General features: G+C 39.9%; 19 protein-coding genes and 1 tRNA gene. 17 read left to right on the top strand and 3 right to left on the bottom strand.

Annotated features, from left to right (window positions below; translation table 11 throughout):
- The 12 genes from AC1PJP_RS08045 to AC1PJP_RS07990 all read left to right on the top strand — a co-directional run.
- A partial coding sequence (locus tag AC1PJP_RS08045; protein ID WP_074166867.1) for an EF-Tu C-terminal domain-related protein occupies positions 1 to 105 on the top strand: 105 nt, incomplete at its 5' end.
- A gap of 60 nt (positions 106 to 165) precedes the next feature.
- Positions 166 to 241 (top strand) — tRNA-Trp (locus tag AC1PJP_RS08040).
- Between the two features lie 75 nt (positions 242 to 316).
- Positions 317 to 757: a preprotein translocase subunit SecE gene (gene secE, locus AC1PJP_RS08035; protein ID WP_192455210.1), complete on the top strand. Its 441-nt coding sequence runs from the start codon at positions 317 to 319 to the stop codon at positions 755 to 757.
- A 7-nt stretch (positions 758 to 764) separates the two neighbouring features.
- Positions 765 to 1,298: a transcription termination/antitermination protein NusG gene (gene nusG / locus AC1PJP_RS08030; protein WP_003654499.1), complete on the top strand. Its 534-nt coding sequence runs from the start codon at positions 765 to 767 to the stop codon at positions 1,296 to 1,298.
- Between the two features lie 109 nt (positions 1,299 to 1,407).
- Entirely contained in the window at positions 1,408 to 1,836 is a 429-nt protein-coding gene (gene rplK / locus AC1PJP_RS08025) for a 50S ribosomal protein L11 (protein ID WP_001074682.1), read from the top strand.
- 3 nt (positions 1,837 to 1,839) lie between these two features.
- The gene (gene rplA / locus AC1PJP_RS08020; RefSeq protein ID WP_005301727.1) at positions 1,840 to 2,535 is read left to right on the top strand and encodes a 50S ribosomal protein L1; all 696 of its coding nucleotides are present in this window, start codon (positions 1,840 to 1,842) and stop codon (positions 2,533 to 2,535) included.
- Between the two features lie 313 nt (positions 2,536 to 2,848).
- On the top strand, positions 2,849 to 3,355 hold the full coding sequence (gene rplJ, locus AC1PJP_RS08015) for a 50S ribosomal protein L10 (RefSeq protein ID WP_004699170.1): 507 nt from the start codon (positions 2,849 to 2,851) through the stop codon (positions 3,353 to 3,355).
- A 48-nt stretch (positions 3,356 to 3,403) separates the two neighbouring features.
- The gene (gene rplL, locus AC1PJP_RS08010; RefSeq protein ID WP_005037257.1) at positions 3,404 to 3,769 is read left to right on the top strand and encodes a 50S ribosomal protein L7/L12; all 366 of its coding nucleotides are present in this window, start codon (positions 3,404 to 3,406) and stop codon (positions 3,767 to 3,769) included.
- A 305-nt stretch (positions 3,770 to 4,074) separates the two neighbouring features.
- Complete coding sequence (gene rpoB, locus AC1PJP_RS08005) at positions 4,075 to 8,163, top strand: DNA-directed RNA polymerase subunit beta (protein ID WP_005301734.1); 4,089 nt, start codon at positions 4,075 to 4,077, stop codon at positions 8,161 to 8,163.
- 86 nt (positions 8,164 to 8,249) lie between these two features.
- Positions 8,250 to 12,443, top strand: a complete 4,194-nt coding sequence (gene rpoC / locus AC1PJP_RS08000; protein WP_013199106.1) for a DNA-directed RNA polymerase subunit beta' — start codon at positions 8,250 to 8,252, stop codon at positions 12,441 to 12,443.
- A gap of 180 nt (positions 12,444 to 12,623) precedes the next feature.
- A complete protein-coding gene (locus AC1PJP_RS07995) occupies positions 12,624 to 12,989 on the top strand; it encodes a hypothetical protein (protein WP_005301737.1) in 366 nt (121 codons plus the stop codon).
- A gap of 215 nt (positions 12,990 to 13,204) precedes the next feature.
- Entirely contained in the window at positions 13,205 to 13,561 is a 357-nt protein-coding gene (locus AC1PJP_RS07990) for a hypothetical protein (RefSeq protein WP_013199104.1), read from the top strand.
- Between the two features lie 44 nt (positions 13,562 to 13,605).
- On the opposite strand, the gene AC1PJP_RS07985 is transcribed toward AC1PJP_RS07990, so the two are convergent.
- A complete protein-coding gene (locus tag AC1PJP_RS07985) occupies positions 13,606 to 14,091 on the bottom strand; it encodes a DUF4442 domain-containing protein (RefSeq protein WP_005301740.1) in 486 nt (161 codons plus the stop codon).
- Positions 14,092 to 14,208: 117 nt separating this feature from the next.
- Between AC1PJP_RS07985 and AC1PJP_RS07980 the strand changes: the two genes are divergently transcribed.
- The 5 genes from AC1PJP_RS07980 to htpG all read left to right on the top strand — a co-directional run bounded on the left by AC1PJP_RS07980 (position 14,209) and on the right by htpG (position 20,095).
- Positions 14,209 to 15,087: an alpha/beta fold hydrolase gene (locus tag AC1PJP_RS07980; protein WP_479766783.1), complete on the top strand. Its 879-nt coding sequence runs from the start codon at positions 14,209 to 14,211 to the stop codon at positions 15,085 to 15,087.
- 101 nt (positions 15,088 to 15,188) lie between these two features.
- Positions 15,189 to 16,613, top strand: coding sequence for a Na+/H+ antiporter family protein (locus AC1PJP_RS07975; RefSeq protein WP_005301747.1), 1,425 nt, complete (start codon positions 15,189 to 15,191; stop codon positions 16,611 to 16,613).
- A 328-nt stretch (positions 16,614 to 16,941) separates the two neighbouring features.
- A complete protein-coding gene (locus AC1PJP_RS07970) occupies positions 16,942 to 17,532 on the top strand; it encodes an OmpW/AlkL family protein (protein WP_005301750.1) in 591 nt (196 codons plus the stop codon).
- Between the two features lie 187 nt (positions 17,533 to 17,719).
- Positions 17,720 to 18,073, top strand: coding sequence for a lysozyme inhibitor LprI family protein (locus AC1PJP_RS07965; RefSeq protein ID WP_479766782.1), 354 nt, complete (start codon positions 17,720 to 17,722; stop codon positions 18,071 to 18,073).
- A 102-nt stretch (positions 18,074 to 18,175) separates the two neighbouring features.
- Positions 18,176 to 20,095 (top strand): molecular chaperone HtpG, encoded by a 1,920-nt coding sequence (gene htpG, locus AC1PJP_RS07960; protein ID WP_479766781.1) that lies wholly within the window; start codon positions 18,176 to 18,178, stop codon positions 20,093 to 20,095.
- A gap of 83 nt (positions 20,096 to 20,178) precedes the next feature.
- Here the strand turns inward: htpG and AC1PJP_RS07955 are convergent, their stop codons facing one another.
- Positions 20,179 to 21,075, bottom strand: coding sequence for a selenocysteine synthase (locus tag AC1PJP_RS07955; RefSeq protein ID WP_479766780.1), 897 nt, complete (start codon positions 21,073 to 21,075; stop codon positions 20,179 to 20,181).
- 125 nt (positions 21,076 to 21,200) lie between these two features.
- Positions 21,201 to 22,343, bottom strand: coding sequence for a hypothetical protein (locus AC1PJP_RS07950; RefSeq protein WP_174745981.1), 1,143 nt, complete (start codon positions 22,341 to 22,343; stop codon positions 21,201 to 21,203).
- Positions 22,344 to 22,599 lie beyond the last annotated feature (256 nt).

Here is a 22,599-nt window from a genome sequence, read left to right as displayed (position 1 = left end):
GTAGAATTAATCCACCCAATCGCAATGGACCCAGGTCTACGTTTTGCGATCCGTGAAGGTGGTCGTACTGTAGGTGCAGGTGTTGTTGCGAAAGTAACTGCATAAGCATAATATAGTGACGGATTACGTCTCAGGTTGAGGGCTTTGGCTCTCAACTTGCATTATAGGTCAGTAGTTCAATTGGTAGAGCGTCGGTCTCCAAAACCGAATGTTGGGGGTTCGAGTCCCTCCTGACCTGCCATATTTTGAAATAAAAAGCTTGATGCTGGCTTAGTTGTTCATATAATAAGTCGCGAGTTCTACGACGAGTACAAAAATGTCGAATGATAAATCGCGTGACGCATTGAGCGACGCGCCAATTCCTCAAAGAAATAATTCTGCTGAAGTTGTTCGTTCTGGTTCGCCTCTAGATATTGTTCTATGGGTGATTGCAATTGCATTCTTGCTTTTAGCTACTATGGTGAGTCAGTATTTACCAGCGTATTGGGCGCCTGCAAATAATATTTGGGTGCGCGTTGGGGCAATTTTTGCTTGTATCGTTGTGGCTTTAGGTTTATTATACGCCACCCATCAAGGTAAAGGCTTCGTTCGTTTGCTAAAAGATGCACGAGTCGAATTGCGTCGAGTAACTTGGCCAACAAAACAAGAAACAGTCACTACATCGTGGCAGGTTCTATTGGTTGTAGTTGTTGCATCATTGGTTTTATGGTGCTTTGACTATGGTTTGGGTTGGTTAATTAAGTTGATTATCGGGTAAAAGAGCTATGAAACGTTGGTACATTATTCATGCCTACTCTGGCTATGAAAAACAAGTGTTGCGTTCGCTTACAGAACGAATCCAGCGTAGCGCTGTTGCTGATAGCTTTGGTGATGTCCTTGTTCCTACCGAAGAAGTGGTGGAAATGAAGGATGGTAAGAAACGTAAATCTGAGCGCAAATTCTTTCCTGGCTATGTATTAGTTGAAATGGAAATGAATGATGATACTTGGCATATCGTTAAAGAATGTCCAAAGGTTCTAGGTTTCATTGGTGGTACACCTGAAAAACCAGCACCAATCACTCAGCGCGAAGCAGATGCGATTCTTGCGCGTGTACGTAATACAGGTGAAGCACCACGTCCTAAGACGATGTTTGAGCCTGGTGAAGAATTACTTGTTATTGACGGTCCATTCACAGACTTTAAAGGTGTGGTGGAAGAAGTTCAATACGAAAAGTCACGTTTGACGTTGACGATTAATGTATTTAATCGACCAACTCAGGTTGAACTCGAATTTCGCCAAGTCGAAAAAACGATTTAATCTTAATTGGTTGAAAAGCGCCCGATTTTATCGGGCATTGTTGTTGTAACAGTAGTGTTGCGTAAAGATTGGGGAGCCTAGCGGCGTTCGTACCCAGAGGTATTTTAAAATGGCTAAGAAGATTGACGGCTATATCAAGCTGCAAGTTCCAGCTGGTAAAGCAAATCCATCTCCACCAATTGGTCCTGCATTAGGTCAACGTGGTGTAAACATCATGGCATTCTGTAAAGAATTCAATGCTGCTACACAAAAAGTTGAACCAGGTCTTCCAATTCCTGTAGTGATTACTGTGTACAACGACAAGTCGTTCACATTCATCATGAAAACTCCTCCAGCTTCTATTCTTCTTAAGAAAGCTGCTGGTATCCAAAAGGGTTCATCTGTACCAAACAAAACTAAAGTTGGTAAGTTGACTCGTGCTCAGTTAGAAGAAATTGCGACTACTAAAGAACCAGATTTAACTGGTGCTGATTTAGACGCACGTGTACGTACCATTGCTGGTTCTGCGCGTTCTATGGGCTTGGAAGTGGAGCTATAAGACATGGCAAAGTTAACTAAACGTCAAAAAGCCATTGCTGCTGCTGTTGAAGCAAACAAAGTTTACACTTTGGAAGAAGCAGTGCAAGTTCTTAACAGCCTACCTGCTGCAAAGTTCAAAGAATCTTTGGATGTAGCTGTAAATCTTGGTGTAGACCCACGTAAATCTGATCAGGTTGTTCGTGGTGCAACTACATTACCTGCAGGTACTGGTAAAACTGTACGTGTAGCTGTATTTGCTCAAGGCGCGCAAGCAGAAGCTGCTAAAGAAGCTGGTGCTGATGTTGTAGGTTTTGATGACCTTGCTGAAAGCATCCAAGGTGGAAACCTTGACTTTGATGTTGTAATCGCTGCTCCTGACGCTATGCGTGTTGTTGGTAAGCTCGGTACAATTCTTGGTCCACGTGGTTTAATGCCAAACCCTAAAGTTGGTACTGTAACTCCTGACGTAGCGAATGCTGTTAAAAACGCTAAATCTGGTCAGGCTCGTTACCGTGTAGACAAAGCGGGTATTATCCATGCTGCGATCGGTCAATTAGGCTTTGAAGCTGCTGCTATCCGTCAAAACGTTGAAACCTTAGTTGCTGACTTGAAAAAGTTAAAACCTGCAACTTCTAAAGGTGTATACATCAAAAAGATCACTTTGAGCTCAACTATGGGTCCTGGTCTTACTGTTGATGTAAGCAACGTTTCTAACTAAGTTTAAAACTTGGTCAAGAATTTTAAAGTCCTGATTGAGGGCAGGGTATAAAAATCATAGGTTTTTATACCCATTCAAAGTATTGCTTTGTTTCCTCACTCATCAGGCGGACTTTGAATTGATAAATGTAAATTTATCAGCGTCAAAGACCACAGGCGAAGAGACTTCTTATGAATATCTTCTTAATAGCCCAGCCTGCGTAGACGCGGTGGTGTGATTTATTCCTCCTCCGCGTGCAAGTCAAATCCTTATTGACTTGCGAATTGGGAGTGTACTTTTTTGAGTACATAAATCACCGTTAGGAGGTTTTACAATGGCTCTTCTTATTGAAAGCAAAAAACAGATCGTTGCTGAAGTGGCTCAAACTGCTTCTACAGCGTTCGCTGCCGTTGTTGCTGACTATCAAGGTTTAACCGTTGAGCAATTAACTACTCTTCGTGTTGAAGCTCGTAAACTAGGTGTTGCTACACGCGTTGTACGTAATACTTTGGCTAAACGTGCTCTTCAAGATACGCAATTTGCAATCTTGAATGACAACCTTGTTGGCCCAACAATCTTAGCATTCTCAACTTCTGAAGACGATATGGGTGCAGCTGCACGCTTGTTTGAAGAATTTGCTAAAACTAACAAAGCATTTGAATTAAAAGCTGCTGCATTTGACGGCAAACTTTATCAAGGTGCTGATGTTAGCGTTATCGCAAACCTTCCAAACCAAGAAAAAGCGCTTACTATGCTCGCATCTGTTCTTCAAGCTCCTATTTCGAAATTGGGTCGCTTACTTACAGCGCTTCAAGAGAAAAACGAGTCAGAAGCTGCTTAAGCTTAAATCTACTTCCACACCATTCAATACCCATTTGGAGTTAATCTCATGGCTTTAACAAACGAAGAAATCCTAAACGCAGTTGCTGAAAAAACTGTTCTTGAACTTGTTGAACTTATTTCTGCTTTTGAAGAAAAATTCAACGTATCTGCTGCTGCTGTAGCTGTAGCTGCTGCTCCTGCTGCTGCTGCTGCTGAAGAACAATCTGAATTCAACGTTGAGTTGACTTCTTTTGGTGCTAACAAAGTAGCAGTAATTAAAGCAGTTCGTGAAGCAACTGGCCTTGGTCTTAAAGAAGCTAAAGACCTAGTTGAAGGTGCTCCACAAGTTCTTAAAGAAGGCGTTTCTAAAGAAGAAGGCGAAGAACTTAAGAAGAAACTTGAAGAAGCTGGTGCTACAGTTACACTTAAGTAATTGTAAAAGGAGTCGGTTTTTAAATCGGCTCCATAAAATGGCTGATGGCTCTTGGGTCATCAGCCTTTTTGCGTTACAATAATCGGCTCGATTTTTGTTTGTTCTGTACAATAACTGTTATATTTCAGAAGAATCAAAGTAATTTCAAATGCTTACCAATATTTTTCTTTTTAAAAAATATTGTTAAGCGTTTTAATACCACTAAAAATTGCAGCATTTGTAAACAGTGGTGGCCATATCGGCCTGTGTAATTCCTTCTGAGCCCGTTCTGCAGGCGGGCTTGGTTTACTTTCCGAGGACTCCAGATGGCATACTCATATACCGAAAAGAAACGGATCCGTAAGAATTTTGGTAAATTGCCCCAAGTAATGGAAGCACCGTACTTACTTTCGATTCAGGTCGATTCGTATAGAACGTTCTTACAAGGCGGCAAATCTCCAAAAAACCGCGAAGATATCGGTCTCCAAGCCGCATTTCGTTCAGTTTTTCCTATAGAAAGTTATTCTGGCAATGCTGCTTTAGAATTTGTTGAGTATAGCCTTGGTAAGCCTGAGTTTGATGTGCGTGAATGTATTTTACGTGGTTCGACTTATGCGGCACCAATGCGCGTAAAAATTCGTTTGATTATTAAAGATCGCGAAACTAAATCTATTAAAGACGTACGTGAACAAGAAGTCTACATGGGTGAAATGCCACTTATGACAGACAATGGTACCTTTGTTATCAATGGTACTGAGCGTGTAATTGTATCTCAATTACATCGTTCACCTGGTGTGTTCTTCGATCACGATAAAGGCAAAACACATTCAAGTGGTAAAGTACTTTATTCTGCACGTATTATTCCTTACCGTGGTTCATGGTTAGATTTCGAATTTGATGCTAAAGATTTAGTTTATGTACGTATTGACCGTCGTCGTAAATTATTAGCAACTGTTGTGTTGCGTGCATTGGGTTATAACAATGAACAAATCTTGAATTTGTTCTATGAGAAAGTGCCTGTATATCTTGATATGGGTAGCTATCAAATTGACCTCGTTCCGGATCGTCTGCGTGGCGAAATGGCGCAATTTGATATTGCTGACAATGACGGTAAAATCATTGTTGAACAAGGTAAACGTATTAATGCACGTCATGTACGTCAAATGGAAGCTTCTGGTTTAGCTAAGCTATCAGTTCCTGATGAGTACTTGTATGAGCGTATCACTGCTGAAGACATTACTTTACGTAATGGTGATGTGATTGCTGCAAATACATTGTTAAGCCATGAAGTTATGGTGAAACTAGCAGAAGGCGGCGTTAAACAATTCAATATCTTGTTTACGAACGATATTGACCGTGGTTCATTTGTTGCTGACTCATTACGTGCTGACACAACATCTGGTCGTGAAGAAGCATTAGTTGAAATCTATAAAGTAATGCGTCCAGGCGAGCCGCCAACAAAAGAAGCTGCTGAAAACTTATTTAATAACTTATTCTTCTCTTCTGAACGTTATGACTTATCTCCAGTAGGTCGTATGAAGTTCAACCGTCGTTTGGGTCGTCCATACGAAGTTGGTACTGACCAGAAGTCACGTGAAGTAGAAGGTATTTTATCGCACGAAGATATCATCGATGTATTACGTACATTAGTTGAAATCCGTAACGGTAAAGGTGAAGTCGACGATATCGATCACTTAGGTAACCGTCGTGTACGTTCTGTTGGTGAAATGACTGAAAACCAATTCCGTGTTGGTTTAGTTCGTGTTGAGCGTGCTGTTAAAGAGCGTTTAAGCCAAGCAGAAACAGATAATTTGTCTCCGCAAGATCTCATTAACGCAAAACCAGTTGCAGCTGCAATCAAAGAATTCTTTGGTTCAAGCCAATTGTCTCAGTTTATGGATCAAAACAACCCATTATCTGAAATTACACATAAACGTCGTGTTTCAGCGCTTGGACCTGGTGGTTTAACGCGTGAACGTGCGGGCTTTGAAGTACGTGACGTACATCAAACTCACTATGGTCGTGTATGTCCAATTGAAACGCCTGAAGGTCCAAACATTGGTTTGATCAACTCGCTTTCTGTTTATGCAAAAGCAAATGATTTTGGTTTCTTGGAAACACCTTACCGTAAAGTGGTAGATGGCCGAGTAACTGATGCTGTTGAATACCTTTCTGCTATTGAAGAAGTAGGTACTGTTATTGCACAGGCCGATTCTGCTGTAGATAAAGATGGTAACTTAACAGAAGAGTTTGTTTCTGTTCGTCATCAAGGTGAATTCGTACGTATTCCACCTGAAAAAGTGACGCATATGGATGTATCTGCACAGCAGGTTGTATCTGTAGCTGCATCGCTTATTCCATTCCTTGAACACGATGACGCGAACCGTGCATTAATGGGTTCAAACATGCAACGTCAGGCAGTTCCTACTCTACGTGCGGATAAACCGCTTGTAGGTACAGGTATGGAAGCGAACGTAGCACGTGACTCTGGTGTATGTGTGATCGCAAACCGTGGTGGTGCGATTGAATATGTAGATGCTTCTCGTATTGTTATTCGTGTAAACGAAGATGAAATGATTGCAGGTGAGGCTGGTGTAGATATTTACAACCTCATTAAATATACACGTTCTAACCAAAACACTTGTATTAACCAAAATATTATCGTGAATTTGGGCGACAAAGTTGCTCGCGGTGACATTTTGGCAGACGGTCCGTCAACAGATATGGGTGAGCTTGCGCTTGGTCAAAACATGCGTGTAGCGTTCATGACGTGGAATGGTTACAACTACGAAGACTCGATCTTGTTATCTGAGCGTGTACTTCAGGAAGACCGTTTAACTTCTATTCATATTCAAGAATTATCATGTGTAGCGCGTGATACTAAGTTAGGTGCAGAAGAAATTACTGCTGATATTCCTAACGTAGGTGAAGCTGCACTTTCTAAACTTGATGAATCAGGTATCGTTTATATCGGTGCTGAAGTTACTGCTGGTGACATCCTTGTTGGTAAAGTAACGCCTAAAGGTGAAACTCAGTTAACTCCTGAAGAAAAATTGCTTCGTGCAATCTTCGGTGAGAAAGCAGCTGACGTTAAAGACTCATCTTTACGTGTTCCATCTGGTACTAAAGGTACAGTTATTGATGTTCAAGTCTTCACTCGTGATGGCTTAGAGAAAGATGACCGTGCGTTAGCAATTGAAAAAGCACAGCTTGACTCTTACCGTAAAGACTTGAAAGAAGAATACAAGATCTTTGAAGAAGCAGCTCGTGAGCGTGTAATTCGTTTGCTTAAAGGCCAAGAATCTAACGGTGGTGGTTCGACTAAACGTGGCGACAAACTTGTTGAAGATATGTTGTCTGGTTTAGAGCTTGTTGACTTACTTGAAATCCAACCTACAGACGAAGCAATTGCTGAACGTTTATCTCAAATTCAAGTGTTCTTGAAAGAGAAGAGCGCAGAAATTGATGAGAAGTTTGCAGAGAAGAAACGTAAGCTTTCGACTGGTGATGAGTTAACAACAGGCGTTCTGAAAGTTGTTAAAGTTTACCTAGCAGTTAAACGTCGCATTCAGCCTGGTGATAAAATGGCTGGTCGTCACGGTAACAAAGGTGTTGTATCTAACATTTTACCTGTTGAAGACATGCCACACGATGCGAACGGTGTACCAGTAGATATCGTATTGAACCCATTAGGTGTACCATCTCGTATGAACGTGGGTCAGATTCTTGAGACTCACTTGGGTATGGCGGCTAAAGGGCTTGGCGATAAAATCGAAAAAATGTTGAAAGAACAGCGTACAGTTTTAGAACTTCGCGAATTCTTAGACAAGATTTATAACAAAGTTGGTGGCGAGCAAGAAGATCTTGATAGCTTAACTGATGCTGAAGTTTTAGCTCTTTCTGGCAACTTACGTGCTGGTGTGCCTTTAGCTACTCCTGTATTTGATGGTGCTGAAGAAAGCCAAATTAAAGACTTACTTGAATTAGCTGACATTTCACGTACTGGTCAAACAGTATTGTTTGATGGTCGTACGGGTGAACAGTTTGATCGTCCTGTAACTGTAGGTTACATGTACATGCTCAAATTGAACCACTTGGTTGATGACAAAATGCATGCGCGTTCAACTGGTTCTTACTCACTTGTTACACAACAACCGCTTGGTGGTAAAGCACAGTTCGGTGGTCAGCGTTTCGGTGAGATGGAGGTCTGGGCACTTGAAGCTTACGGCGCAGCATATACTCTTCAAGAGATGTTAACTGTTAAGTCGGATGACGTTGAAGGTCGTACACGCATCTATAAGAATATTGTAGATGGTAACCATTATATGGATCCGGGTATGCCTGAATCGTTCAACGTATTGACCAAAGAGATCCGTTCTTTAGGTATCAACATTGAACTGAAAAATGGTGACTAAGTCGTAAGACTCACGATTTTTTAGGAAAAAACAATATTTGTGACCCAGTCGGGTAAGCGTTGCTTCCCGACACACGGAGAAAAAAATTGAAAGACTTGCTCGATATCATGCGTAAGAAAACGGACTCAGATGGTCATGCACCAATTGAGTTTGACCGTATCCGTATTGGTCTTGCGTCACCAGAAATGATTAAGTCATGGTCTCATGGTGAAGTTAAAAAACCTGAGACAATTAACTACCGTACTTTTAAACCAGAACGTGACGGTTTGTTCTGTGCCAAAATTTTTGGTCCAGTAAAAGATTACGAATGCTTGTGTGGTAAATACAAGCGTATGAAATACAAAGGCGTCATTTGTGAAAAATGTGGCGTTGAAGTAACTACAGCGAAAGTTCGTCGTGAACGTATGGGTCACATTGAACTCGCTTCTCCAGTTGCACATATCTGGTTCTTAAAATCGTTACCATCTCGTATCGGTTTATTACTTGATATGACGCTTCGTGATATCGAACGCGTATTGTATTTCGAATCATACGTTGTAACTGATCCTGGTATGACTCCGTTTGAAAAGTACCAACTTTTAACAGACGAAGAATACTTCAATGCACTTGAAGAGCACGGTGATGAATTCACTGCGAAAATGGGTGCAGAAGCGATTCAGGACTTATTAAAAGATATCGATCTTGAAGCTGAAATCGCACGTTTACGTGAAGAAATTCCTCAAACAACTTCTGAAACGAAGTTGAAAAAAGCGTCTAAACGCTTGAAATTGATGGAAGCATTCAACGATTCAAACAACAAGCCAGAATGGATGGTGATGAATGTACTTCCTGTACTTCCACCGGATTTACGTCCATTAGTTCCACTTGAAGGTGGTCGTTTCGCGACTTCTGACTTGAACGATTTATATCGTCGTGTCATTAACCGTAACAACCGTTTGAAGCGTCTTCTTGATCTTGCAGCACCAGACATTATCGTACGTAACGAAAAGCGTATGTTACAAGAGTCTGTAGATGCATTGCTTGATAACGGTCGTCGTGGTCGTGCAATTACTGGTTCTAACAAACGTCCATTAAAATCTTTGGCAGATATGATCAAAGGTAAACAAGGTCGTTTCCGTCAGAACTTACTTGGTAAGCGTGTTGACTATTCTGGTCGTTCGGTAATTACTGTAGGTCCTACTTTACGTCTTCACCAATGTGGTCTTCCGAAGAAAATGGCACTTGAATTATTCAAGCCATTTATTTTTGCGAAACTACAAGCTTCAGGTCAAGCAACAACCATTAAAGCTGCGAAGAAAATGGTTGAGCGCGAGACTCCAGAAGTTTGGGACGTTCTTGCTTCTGTAATTCGTCAACATCCAGTAATGTTGAACCGTGCGCCAACACTTCACCGTTTAGGTCTTCAAGCATTTGAACCTATTCTTATTGAAGGTAAGGCAATCCGTCTTCACCCACTCGTTTGTGCTGCGTTTAACGCCGACTTCGATGGTGACCAAATGGCGGTACACGTTCCATTGACACTTGAAGCACAGTTAGAAGCTCGTGCATTGATGATGTCAACAAACAACATCTTGTCACCAGCGAATGGTGAGCCGATCATCGTTCCTTCTCAGGACGTTGTCTTGGGTCTTTACTACATCACTCGTGATGCAGTAAATGCTAAAGGCGAAGGCATGGTGTTTGCTGATACTCACGAAGTAAACCGTGCACTTGCAACTGGTCAGGTTGCGATCCATGCTCGTGTTAAAGTACGTGTGCATCAAACTGTTATCAATGAAAATGGTGAACGTGAACACGGAACTATTATTGTTGATACGACACCAGGCCGTTGTTTGCTTTGGGAAGTTGTTCCACAAGGCTTAAGCTTTGACATGATCAACCTTGAGATGACTAAAAAGAATATCTCGAAGTTAATCAACTCTTGCTACCGTAAACTTGGTTTGAAAGATACCGTTATCTTTGCTGACCAATTAATGTACTTGGGCTTCCGTCAAGCGACTCGTTCAGGTGTATCTGTAGGTATGGAAGACATGTTGATTCCACCTACTAAGCACACAATTATTGATAAAGCAGAAACAGAAGTTCGTGAAATCGAACAACAGTTCGAACAAGGTTTCGTAACTGCTGGTGAGCGTTATAACAAAGTTGTCGATATCTGGGCGCGTACAAACGACCAAGTTGCTAAAGCGATGATGGATAACTTGTCTTATACACTTGTGAAAAATAAACAAGGTGAAGACGAGAAACAAAAATCATTCAACAGCATCTATATGATGTCTGACTCTGGTGCCCGTGGTAGTGCGGCGCAGATTCGTCAGCTTGCTGGTATGCGTGGCTTGATGGCAAAACCGGATGGTTCGATTATCGAAACACCGATTAAAGCGAACTTCCGTGAAGGTTTAACAGTACTTCAGTACTTTATTTCAACACACGGTGCGCGTAAAGGTTTGGCCGATACAGCATTAAAAACTGCGAACTCTGGTTACTTGACTCGTCGTCTTGTAGACGTAGCGCAAGATTTGGTAATTACCGAACCTGACTGTGGTACAGCTGGTGGCTTGGTAATGACTCCATTCATTCAAGGTGGTGATGTCATCGAGCCATTACGTGACCGCGTATTAGGTCGTGTAACAGCTGAAGACGTACGTCGTGCATCTGATGATGAAGTTGTATTACCTCGTGGTACGTTAATTGACGAAAAAATCGCAGCTCATCTTGAAGAAGCGGGTGTAGATGAAGTCAAAGTGCGTTCAGTAATTGCTTGTGAATCTGCTTTCGGTGTATGTGCTAGATGTTATGGCCGTGACCTTGCACGTGGTCACTTGGTTAACCCAGGTGAATCAGTTGGTGTAATGGCAGCACAATCTATTGGTGAACCAGGTACACAGTTAACGATGCGTACGTTCCACGTTGGTGGTGCTGCGAGCCGAACTTCTGCTGCAAACAGTGTTCAAGTACGTAACAAAGGTACTGTACGTTTCCATAACGTGAAAACTGTACAACATGCAAAAGGTCACTTGGTTTCAGTTTCACGTTCAGGTGAAATTGGTATTGCCGATGATTTAGGTCGTGAGCGCGAGCGTTATAAACTTCCTTACGGTGCAAGCATCTTGTTGAAAGATGGTGAAGCTGTAGAAGCTGGCGGTATCGTAGCGACTTGGGATCCGCATACACATCCATTAGTAACAGAAGTTGCCGGTAAAGCACGTTTCAGCCAAATCGCTGATGGTGTAACTGCAACATCGAAAACTGATGATGCAACTGGTATGACTACTGTTGAAATCTTGCCTGTAACAGCTCGTCCTGCTTCTGGTAAAGATTTACGTCCTGCAATCGTGTTGGACACAACAGATGGCGGCGAACAGTTCTACTTCTTGCCACAAAACACAATCGTAACTGTTCGCGATGGCGAAACGATTGGTGTCGGTGACGTAATTGGTCGTGTACCACAAGAAACATCACGTACTCGTGATATTACCGGTGGTCTTCCGCGTGTAGCTGACTTATTCGAAGCACGTAAACCGAAAGAACATGCAATTCTTGCTGAAGTTTCAGGTGTTGTAAGCTTCGGTAAAGAAACTAAGGGTAAAAACCGTTTAGTAATTACCCCAGATGACGGTTCTGAGATTTACGAAGAATTGATTCCAAAATGGCGTCAAATCAACGTGTTCGAAGGCGAGCATGTGAACCGTGGTGAAACAGTTTCTGATGGTCCACAAAACCCGCACGACATCTTACGTTTGAAAGGTGAAGTTGCATTAACTAACTACATCGTGAACGAAGTTCAAGACGTATACCGTCTCCAAGGTGTAAAAATCAACGACAAACATATTGAAGTTATCGTACGTCAAATGTTGCGTAAAGTTGATATCACTGATGGCGGCGATACAAGCTTCATTAAAGGCGAACAAGTGGATTACATCCGCGTTGTTCAAGAGAACCAAGCTGTCTTGGCTCAGAACAAGTTTCCTGCGAAGTTTGAACGTCAATTGATGGGTATTACGAAAGCATCGCTTTCTACAGACTCGTTCATCTCTGCTGCATCGTTCCAGGAAACAACTCGTGTGTTAACTGAAGCTGCTGTAACAGGTAAAGAAGATGATTTACGTGGCTTGAAAGAAAACGTTGTAGTGGGTCGCTTGATTCCAGCTGGTACTGGTCTTGCATACCACTTAGAACGTCGTCGTCAAGAAGCAGAAGCTGCTGAACATGAGCTTCACAATGACTTCAGCGAAGTAGACCAAGCATTTAGCCAAGCATTAAACTCAGAACAATTCTAAGTTTAGACTGGCACTAAAAAAGGCACCTCAGGGTGCCTTTTTTGTTTATATGTATTTATAACAATTAAAAGTGGTAATTACATAAACATATTAAAGAGCCATTATTTTATTACTTAAGCGGGATAAACGCTCCACAAAAACAGATTAGGCTACATGCTTATGAAGACTGGAGTAAATCTAATGAAAAAAATGATGATGATTGTGAGTGTAGGCCTGATGTCAACAACTTTGTTTGTTGGTTGCCAAAATGCAAGCCCAGAGAGTAAACGTATTGGTTCGGCTGCGATTGGTGGTGGTGCAGGTGGTGCTGTAGGTAAACATGTGGGCGGTAATATTGGCGCAGGTTTAGGAGCGGCTCTCGGTGCTGGCGTTGCAGCTAACGCAAAAGGATCTAGTAGTAAAACCGTGCGTAATAGTGCAATCGGTGCCGGTGTGGGTGCGGTGTTAGGTGGCGCAATCATTGGTGGCGATGCTGGTGCTGCTACAGGTGGAGCACTTGGTGGTAGTGCGGGCGCAGCTTATGAAGAGAAAAAAGGGAAGTACTAAAAGTATTCCTAATAATGTTTAAACCTAGAAGTCTTTAACCTGTTAGAGACTTCTTTTTTATGCCTTTTTTATAATTAAAATTTTGTTTGATGAGTATAAATAGATGAGCTTTACAAAATATCAATCGATTAGGACAGATGAATAACACAATCTGATCAAATTCCTCATAAAAGAGGATTATTCTTTTTATTAGAACAGGTAGTAGGAGTATGGCCATGAAAAAAACAATAGGATTAGTTTCTGCTTTAATGTTGTCTACGCTTATGTTTACGGGTTGTCAAAATATGAGTCCGTCTGACCAGCGTATTGGTGCAGCAGCAGCAGGTGGAGCACTAGGTGGTGGCTTAGGTAACCATGTAGGTGGTGGTGTTGGTGCAGGCTTAGGTGCAGCAGTAGGTGCTGGTGTTGGTTCAAATAGCCAAGGCGGTAGTAAGCAAACCACGACTAAGAGTGCGATCGGAGCTGGTATTGGTTCTGTGGTAGGTAAAGCAATATTGGGTGGTGACTCTGGTGCTGCAATTGGCGGTGCGATCGGTGGTGGTGCTGGTGCAGCGATTGAAGAAAAAAGATAACACAGTATTGATTGAATAAAATAAGCGCTTTTTAGCGCTTATTTTCATTGCGGGAAAGGTTTTGCTTTTTTACGTCTGATATAAAGCGTTTTTTTAACTTCGGCAATTCTTACCCCAGATTCATCAAAAATGTTTAGATGATAAGTTCTTAAAACAGGGTCGTAGTTTTCGGCAAGCTCACGTATTTGCTCAATCTCAGCTAAATCTACTCGAATGTCTGCATGTACCGTACTTCGACCTGGGGAAAGAAAATTAATTTCAGCAGCTTTATCCCAGACAATATATTTTGATCCGAGATGATGCAGCAGAATCATCATGTAAAATGGATCAACCATTGAATAAAGACTGCCCCCAAAGTGTGTTCCGACCAAGTTTTGGTTTTTCCAAGTCAGCGGCATTTTTACACGTACATGGCAAAGTTCTAAATTCATGATTTCAATATAAATCCCTGCACCACGATAAGGTGGGTAGTGATTAAATAGAAATTTTGAAATCGTAGGATTGTTCTGAAGTCTTCTTAAAATAGCCATAATAGTCAATTTTTTTTATTGAAACAGTATTCATACTAGATAAGTATCATCTTTTTTATATTGATGGCAATGCTCTATCCGACTAACGACATGATCGATTGAAAAACAAGATAGGAAATGATTATGCAGCCAAAAGTTCATACAGTAACAACAAGTGACCAACAAACCCTTTGTGCCAAAACATGGGGCGATGAAAAAAATACACCGTTGGTTTTAGTACATGGTTATCCTGACAATCAAGAAGTATGGGAATCAATCATTGAACATTTAAATAATGATTTTTACATTGTCACTTATGATGTACGTGGGGCGGGTTTGTCGTCTATACCAAAACGTATACGCGATTACCGTTTAGAGCGGTTATCTCTAGATTTACAAGAAGTGGTTGATGAATTATTACCAAATCGTCAATTCCATATGGCTGCACACGATTGGGGTTCAATTCAATCTTGGGAGTCGGTAACTGAGCCTAAATTTAAAGGACGGTTATTATCATACACAACCATTTCTGGGCCATGTCTTGACCATGCAGCTTTGTTTTTGCGTGATAAATTTAAATCTTCACCAGCTCAGATCCTAAAAATATTAACCAAATCTTGGTATATCGGTGCATTCCATCTTCCTTTGTTAGCACCAACAGTATGGTCTCTTTTTAGCCCTGAAAAATGGGGGAAAGTCCTGACTCAGCTGGAGAGAAAAAGTAATTTACCTTTAAATAATAATATTAATGCAGATGGTAAATATGGCATTAATTTATACCGAGCAAATTTTATTCCTCGTTTAACTGGCCCTCGTCAGCGTTATGCTCAATGTCCAGTTAAAGCCGTTATTTTAAAATATGATACTTTTGTGAGCCCTGAATATATTACTGAGGCTATGCCAAAGTGGGTAGAAAATTTTGAATATGCAGAGCTTGAAGCAAATCACTGGGCAATTCTAAGTGAGCCGGCAAAAATTGCAGATCATATTCGTCAGTTTATTAAGGCCCAAGCTTAATCATTGAGTGACTGCATAAAACTGTTAATTCGGCGATATTTTCGGCTTCATAGGTCTGAATCTGATAGAATGTCGCCTTTTGTTTTGCTCTGAATTTATTCATGAATGCTGTCGTTATTGCGATTGCAGTGATGTTTTTATTATCACTGGCGCGCGTTTCTGTTGTACTGACTTTAGTGGTTTCTGCCATTGTAGGCGGCCTCGTAGCAGGTTTAAGCCTTTCTCAAACCGTTGATGCCTTTAACGCTGGTCTTGGTGATGGTGCTGAAGTTGCACTTGCCTATGCTGTGTTAGGGGCATTCGCTCTGGCACTTTCAAAATCTGGTTTACCCGATTTACTTGCCCATAAACTGATTGGTTTGTTGGGAATGGAAGCTGGAAAAAGCCGCGAGACGAAAGTGAAATATCTACTGTTAGGTATTTTACTCATCGCCGCTATTTTCTCTCAGAACCTAATTCCGGTTCATATCGCCTTTATTCCCGTACTCGTTCCGCCATTATTACGGGTAATGAACCATTTAAAGTTAGATCGTCGAGCAGCAGCCTGTGTGCTTACGCTAGGTTTAGTCGGAACTTATATTTTTCTTCCGGTTGGATTTGGTGCAATTTTCCTTGAACAAATTTTGATGGGGAATATCAACAAAGTTGGCGCAGCGTATGGCTTACATGTAGAGCGTGGCATGATGTCAATTGGCATGGCTATTCCTGTTTTGGGAATGGTTTTAGGTACTTTGGTTGCTGTATTTATTAGCTACCGTAAACCAAGAATTTATGCTGATCGCGCTATTACACCAACTACAACGATTGATTTAGATAAACCTCTTCGTGCAACAGCGCAAGATGAAACAGCTGACTTAAAAGCAGATGCAGAAGAGTTAAAGCATGAGGCAGAGCAAGCACCCGTAATTGCAAAGAAAACGATCTATATGGCATTGCTTGCAATTGGCCTGACACTCGCTGCACAGCTCTATTCAGGTTCAATGATTTTGGGTGGTTTAGTCGGTTTTGCTGTTCTATCTACTGCCGGAATTTTTAAGTGGCAAGATGCAGATGATGTCTTTGTACAAGGTATGCGAATGATGGCCTTGGTAGGTTTCATTATGATTTCTGCTGCGGGCTTTGCATCGGTAATGACGCATACAGGAGATATCAATCAACTGGTCAAAGGTGTGGTTGAAATCATTGGAGATAATCGAGCACTTGCAGCTTTCTTAATGCTTTGTATTGGTTTATTTGTCACGATTGGTATTGGTTCATCTTTCTCAAGTGTACCTGTGTTGGCCGTTATTTATGTACCGTTATGCGTTCAGTTCGGATTTTCACCATTAGCGACGATTGCCCTTATTGGGACAGCAGCAGCATTAGGTGATGCAGGCTCACCAGCTTCTGATTCGACCTTAGGCCCAACAGCTGGTTTAGGTGTAGATGGGCAACATGACCATATATGGGATACGGTTGTACCTACATTTATTCATTTTAATATTCCGCTATTAATTTTTGGCTGGATTGCTGCAATGGTTTTATAGTTTTTTATAAAATATTAAATTATTAACCTTCTTAATGATGATCTTTGGATTTAAATTAAGAAGGTTTTTTATTGGTTAAATAAAAGATGTATTTAAAATAAATTATATTAAAATACTCAGAATTAAAAAGTATATTAAAATAGTTGGTAATATAAAATAATCTTGATTAATAAGGTTGGAATAAAAACCTATTAAAATAGTTGGTTAATATATATTTTTATTTAAAACAGTTATTTAAAAATAAATGATAAATTAATTTTATAATGCGTATTGCATGATTTTAAAATACATGTTTATTATAAATATAAATAAGGTTGGAGATATTAAAGTGTTCAAAAAAGCTTTGGTTGTTGCATTAATGGGGATGTCTTCTTTTACTTTTGCTGGTAACTGGCAAGTGAAATTTGGTGGTAGTGTTATTGCTCCATCAGAAGATACAACAACACCTTTAGGCGTGGTAAAAGCAGATCATGAATATGCATTTACACCATCGGTAGAATACTTTTTTGGCCAGTCTCCATTTTCGGCAGAATTATTATTAGCAGCACCTATTAATCATGACGTATTGTTAGATGGTAAAAATGTAGCGCGTATTAAACAGTTACCACCAACGATTACTGCCAAATATCATTTTAAAAACTCTACTCGTTTCACACCGTATATTGGTGTTGGTGCTACAGCATTTATTCCTTGGGATGAACAAGGAGTAGCGGTAAAAGTTAAAGAAGACTTTGGTGTGGCAGGACAAGTTGGTTTTAATTTCCAACCTGCAGATGCTAAAAACTGGGGTGTATTTGTAGATGTCCGTTATATGGATATTAGTCCTGAAGTAACAATTGATCCATCAGTTGCTAACTATAAATTTGATTTAGATATTAATCCGTTTGTTTACACTTTAGGTTATAGCTATAAATTTTAAGCATAATAATAAATAGAAAAAATATAATAATAAACCTAGACTCAGGCACCTCACATATATTTTATGTGAGGTTTTTTTATGGATTTTATTTGCACTAAAAAAAGCATAAAACAGACAGTTTTATACATATCTTATGCTAATTTTTTTCTAAACTAATTTCTATTCATTACAAAACATGGAAAAAATCATGAACAAAAAATTAGCGATGTGTTTGGCTATTTTTAGTGGTATCGCTTTTACACAAAGTTTGCAAGCCGCAAGTTTCTCATGTGATGCTGCAAAAACGAAAACGGAAAAAAGTATTTGTAAAAACCGTTCTTTAAATGATGCCGATGTGAAAATGGCGACGACTTATCAAATTGTTCTGCATGCTTTACCAATGGGCGGACGGGACAACCAAAAAGATGCTCAGCAACAATGGTTGAAAAAAAGAAATGCTTGTGCGGCTGGTGTAAGTTGTATTAGCAAAGTTTATCAACAACGACAACAGCAACTAGATGCAATATTGCAAGATAGAGTGTTAAGCCACGGTCCATTTTAATTAGAGTAAAAATTTTTAATATTCAGGATTGAAAAATTCTAGAAGTACTCCATTCATAAAGCATTCGAGAACAAACAGACTTCAAAATTTAAGGAGTGATTTATGAGTGAACAAGCATCACAAAATTATAGTTTCCAAGCGGAAGTTGCACAGCTTTTACATTTAGTGACGCATTCTCTCTATTCTAACCCTGAGATTTTCTTACGTGAGCTGATCTCTAATGCATCAGATGCATGTGATAAGTTGCGTTTTGAAGGAATTAATCATCCTGAATATTATGAAAATGATCCCGATTTACATGTACGAGTCATTTTAAATAAAGAAGATAAAACTTTAACGATTTCTGATAACGGTATTGGCTTAAACCAGCAAGAAGCGATTGATAACTTAGGTACGATTGCAAAATCGGGTACTAAAGATTTCATGTCAAAATTGACTGGTGATCAAAAAGCAGATGCTCAGTTGATTGGTCAATTTGGTGTTGGCTTTTACTCAGGTTTTATTGTTGCCGATAAAATTACCGTGGAATCACGCCGTGCAGGTCTAGATGCATCTGAAGGGGTGCGTTGGATTAGTGGTGGTACAGGCGAGTTTGAAGTTCAGCAAATTAATAAGGCTTCACGTGGTACCGACATTATTCTTCACTTACGTGATGACGCGCTTGATTATTTAGAATCTTATAAAGTTAAGCAGATCGTTAATAAATACTCTGACCACATTAGTTTGCCAATTGAAATGCAAAAAGAAGTTTGGCAGGAAGAAGAGGTTGCTGAGGGTGAGGAACCTAAAGGCGGTCAAATGGTCAAAACTGGCGAGTGGGAAGCAATTAACTCAGCCAGCGCTTTATGGACACGTAACAAGAGCGAAGTGACAGAAGAGCAGTACGTTGAGTTCTATAAAAACTTAACGCATGACTTTGAAGCGCCATTGGCTTGGGCGCATAACCGTGTTGAAGGCAGTACCGAATATACACAGCTACTTTATATTCCAAGTAAAGCACCGCATGACATTTTTACTCGTGAAGCCAAAGCAGGTATTAAGCTCTATGTAAAACGTGTCTTTATTATGGACGATGCGGATAATTTAATTCCAAATTATCTACGTTTTGTTCAAGGTGTGGTGGACAGTGCTGATTTACCACTCAATGTCAGCCGTGAATTGTTGCAAGAAAGCCGTGATGTCAAAACGATTCGTGAAGGTAATGCGCGCCGCGTATTAACTGTACTTGATGGTTTGGCTAAATCGGAAGATGAACAAGACCAAGAAAAATTCAAGACGTTCTATAGTGAGTTTGGTTCAGTCATTAAAGAAGGCTTGGGCGAAGACTTTGGTAACCGTGAACGTATTTTAAAATTATTACGTTATGCGACTTCAACCAATGATGAAGTAACAACTTCTTTTGCTGACTATAAAGCACGTATGAAAGAGGGCCAAAAAGCCATCTACTATGTGACTGCTGACAGCTTAGCGGCAGCAAAAAACTCGCCACAGCTTGAGTTGTTCAAGAAAAAAGGCATTGAAGTATTATTAATGGCTGAACGTGTTGATGAATGGGCAATGAATTTTGTTCAAGAGTTTGACGGTACACCATTAAAGAATGTCTCTAAAGGCGCGGTTGATTTAGGTGACTTACAAGATGCTGAAGAGAAAAAGGCACTTGAGCAAGCAGCTGAACAGTTTAAGCCTGTTGTTGAGAAACTAAGTGACTCATTGAAAGCTAAAACGCAAGAAGTGCGTGTAACAACGCGTTTAGTTGATTCTCCTGCATGTTTAGTGACAAGTGAAGGTGAATTATCACCTCAACTTATTCGTATGCTTAAACAAGCAGGACAGTCAGTACCAGAAATCAAACCAATTTTAGAAATTAACCCTGAGCACCCATTGGTGAAGAAACTCGAAAGTTCAGAACAGTTTGATGACTTGGCTAATGTCATTTTTGATCAAGCTGTTATTGCTGAAGGTGGTTTACCGGAAGACCCGGCAGCTTATGTAAAACGTATTAATAGCTTATTGCTGAAATAATTCAGTTTAAAAAAAGCCCCTGAACTATCAGGGGCTTTTTTTGTGGATAAAGAAAGAGTTATCCACAATTTGATAATTTCTGATTAAAAATTAGCTTCGAGATTCATTTGAACACTGAGCTGATGTTTCGAATCATCATCAATATGGTTAAAAAAGTTAAGGTCATTTTGCATAAAAAGCCAATTTCGCCACACAGGCTGGCGCCATGAAATATAAGGCCCCCAACTATTTAGCCGAATGTCGTTTTTGGTATATACGCCACCGCTATAAACACCGTAAGTAAGATGATTATCCTTTAAAAATTGATACTGCTGGAAAGTCCAATTCCCCCAACTATAATCTTCATTTTCACTCTTATTCACATTAAATTTATTAGCGAAAAGAGTATTGTCTTGCATTTTTTGCGTTAGATTTAGCGTTGTCTCGGTGTAGTTTCGGCTAGTAGAACCGTAGCGAAATACCTGTTCTGTATCCAAACTAATGTTATGTCTTAAATTCCATTTTTTCTTTGCCAAAAATTGTACATAAACATCGTTTTCTGAGTTTGAACCTAAATCAAGATTATTTTCAAAAGGCATCCATGTTGAAATGGTGGCCCAACTTGCACTTAATGGATTAGTTGTCGAAACCTGTGTCGATGAGGTTTTCTTCTTTTTCTTACCAAAGGCTTTATAAGTTTGTTCAGGCTGAGTCGCACGTTTCCATAACGTATCATTTCCAAATACAGCCATTAGTTCTTGAATTAAGGCGACATCGGGTAAAGCATTATTTGTCTCTATTTCACAAGGAGAGAGTGAAAGTGATTGTCTTTTTACTTTAGTAAAACTCGTAGAAGAATAAGGATAACGCCGTGACCGTTGGTGCTTGAACGTATTATAAAAAAATTGAGTATGCGGAATTAAAGCCAATACGCCTAAACTATAAATACAAACTAAGGCAGCTGATTTGTATTGAAATGAAAAAGGTGAGAATTGATTCATTTTTAAAGAGAAGGAATCAAAAATAAAAATTAGAACAGTACTTTAAGAGGCTAAGCTTAAAATTTTATTTAAAAGTATTTTATTATTCATCACCTTGGATGGGTTCCAAGGTGATGTTTGGCAGCTTAAAAAAGAGCTTCTAAGCGCAAGAAGGTGCTGACGAAATGGTTGCGATCTTCACGGTGATCATTAAAGTAATTTACATCTCCTTGAACAAAGAACCATTCACGTAAAACAGGTTGGCGCCATGAAACAAATGGTCCCCAACTATTTAAACGCAAGTCATTGTCGTTGTAATAACCACCTGTATAAATACCATAGTTAAAACGGTTATTTGCAAAGAAACTATGTTCACGGAAAACCCTATTTTCCCAACTTAGATCATCATCTTGATCATCGGCATAAGTTAAGCTGAACTGATTTGATAAAATCGGTTGATTTGGTCTGGCATGGGTAAGTTCAAGATTGGTACGTAAGTAGTTTTCACTGTCTATACCGTAACGATAAATTTGCTCAGCATAAAATTTAAAATCATTACGGAGTTGCCAATTTCTTGATGCTTTTAAACGAACATAAATATCGTCTCCAGAACGGATACCTAAGTCAGCATCTGTTTCAAAAGGCAATTTTTTCGAGAAATCTGACCAACGTAAAGCAATAGAACTATTGTCATCTCGAGTTTGTTTACCATTTAGCTTCTTATTGGAGTCTTGATTTGGGTTTTGATTAATATTGGCCGGACTGTTATTAAATTCGTTATCTAAAGAATCATCACCAAATACCACACTTAGACGTTTTTCTAGCGTTGGTAATTTAATCCTGCCTCGTATTCTGGGCTTAATTTCAAAATTATCGTATTCATTCCAATAGTTATCGACCATTACGCGAATAGTTGCAGTAGCAGGTTTCTGTGGATCGACTTCTCCAAACCAGTTATCAATTTTTTCAGAAGTACGATCGGCCCAATTACGAATTTTCTTTTGCTTACGGTCAACCCACGTTTGATCTTCTGTTTGTTCGGTAGGGGGAACAATAGGTTGACTAGACTGCTCTGGAAAAATGGTTGGGGTCGCATCTACCCAACGGGGGATCTGATCTAACAGATTTTCATCTGTTGTAGCTTCGGTTTGAACTCCAGATGACAAACCTTCTACTTGTTGGTTTTGAGGGGAAGAGGTTGTTTCTGCATGAGCAATGCATACCGAACCGAATCCAAGAGTTAAAAGTGCAAAAAGCTGCCGATAAGGCATTACGTGAAATGTTTTCATATCTATCTTTATGTTTTGTTGTTGTTTCCACTTTTGTTGATTTTTCTAATAAAATCAAGAGGACGACACAAAAGTTAAGTAAATTTAACTTTTTTTACATATTTGAAATAAATTAAAAAGTTTAAGCTAGTGGCGATTATTTTTAACCAAAAAAAATCCCCCAATTAAGGGGGATGATAGATCAAGGAAACTTCAAATTCCGATCATTAAACACATAAAAAACAGAACATTACAGCGCGAATATTCTAAGAAGCAA

Source organism: Acinetobacter sp. V116_7 (assembly GCF_056735735.1).
This window is presented reverse-complemented; position numbering and strand designations above follow the sequence as displayed.

What these genes read in the sequence shown, in the direction of transcription:
- htpG (WP_479766781.1), top strand. Translation starts at nt 18,176, where the DNA reads ATGAGTGAACAAGCATCACAAAATTATAGTTTCCAAGCGGAAGTTGCA.
- AC1PJP_RS07980 (WP_479766783.1), top strand. Translation starts at nt 14,209, where the DNA reads ATGATTATGCAGCCAAAAGTTCATACAGTAACAACAAGTGACCAACAA.
- nusG (WP_003654499.1), top strand. Translation starts at nt 765, where the DNA reads ATGAAACGTTGGTACATTATTCATGCCTACTCTGGCTATGAAAAACAA.
- AC1PJP_RS07975 (WP_005301747.1), top strand. Translation starts at nt 15,189, where the DNA reads ATGAATGCTGTCGTTATTGCGATTGCAGTGATGTTTTTATTATCACTG.
- AC1PJP_RS07985 (WP_005301740.1), bottom strand. Translation starts at nt 14,091, where the DNA reads ATGGCTATTTTAAGAAGACTTCAGAACAATCCTACGATTTCAAAATTT.
- rplJ (WP_004699170.1), top strand. Translation starts at nt 2,849, where the DNA reads ATGGCTCTTCTTATTGAAAGCAAAAAACAGATCGTTGCTGAAGTGGCT.
- AC1PJP_RS07955 (WP_479766780.1), bottom strand. Translation starts at nt 21,075, where the DNA reads ATGAATCAATTCTCACCTTTTTCATTTCAATACAAATCAGCTGCCTTA.
- secE (WP_192455210.1), top strand. Translation starts at nt 317, where the DNA reads ATGTCGAATGATAAATCGCGTGACGCATTGAGCGACGCGCCAATTCCT.
- rpoB (WP_005301734.1), top strand. Translation starts at nt 4,075, where the DNA reads ATGGCATACTCATATACCGAAAAGAAACGGATCCGTAAGAATTTTGGT.
- AC1PJP_RS07990 (WP_013199104.1), top strand. Translation starts at nt 13,205, where the DNA reads ATGAAAAAAACAATAGGATTAGTTTCTGCTTTAATGTTGTCTACGCTT.
- AC1PJP_RS07965 (WP_479766782.1), top strand. Translation starts at nt 17,720, where the DNA reads ATGAACAAAAAATTAGCGATGTGTTTGGCTATTTTTAGTGGTATCGCT.
- AC1PJP_RS07995 (WP_005301737.1), top strand. Translation starts at nt 12,624, where the DNA reads ATGAAAAAAATGATGATGATTGTGAGTGTAGGCCTGATGTCAACAACT.
- rplL (WP_005037257.1), top strand. Translation starts at nt 3,404, where the DNA reads ATGGCTTTAACAAACGAAGAAATCCTAAACGCAGTTGCTGAAAAAACT.
- rplK (WP_001074682.1), top strand. Translation starts at nt 1,408, where the DNA reads ATGGCTAAGAAGATTGACGGCTATATCAAGCTGCAAGTTCCAGCTGGT.
- AC1PJP_RS07950 (WP_174745981.1), bottom strand. Translation starts at nt 22,343, where the DNA reads ATGAAAACATTTCACGTAATGCCTTATCGGCAGCTTTTTGCACTTTTA.
- rplA (WP_005301727.1), top strand. Translation starts at nt 1,840, where the DNA reads ATGGCAAAGTTAACTAAACGTCAAAAAGCCATTGCTGCTGCTGTTGAA.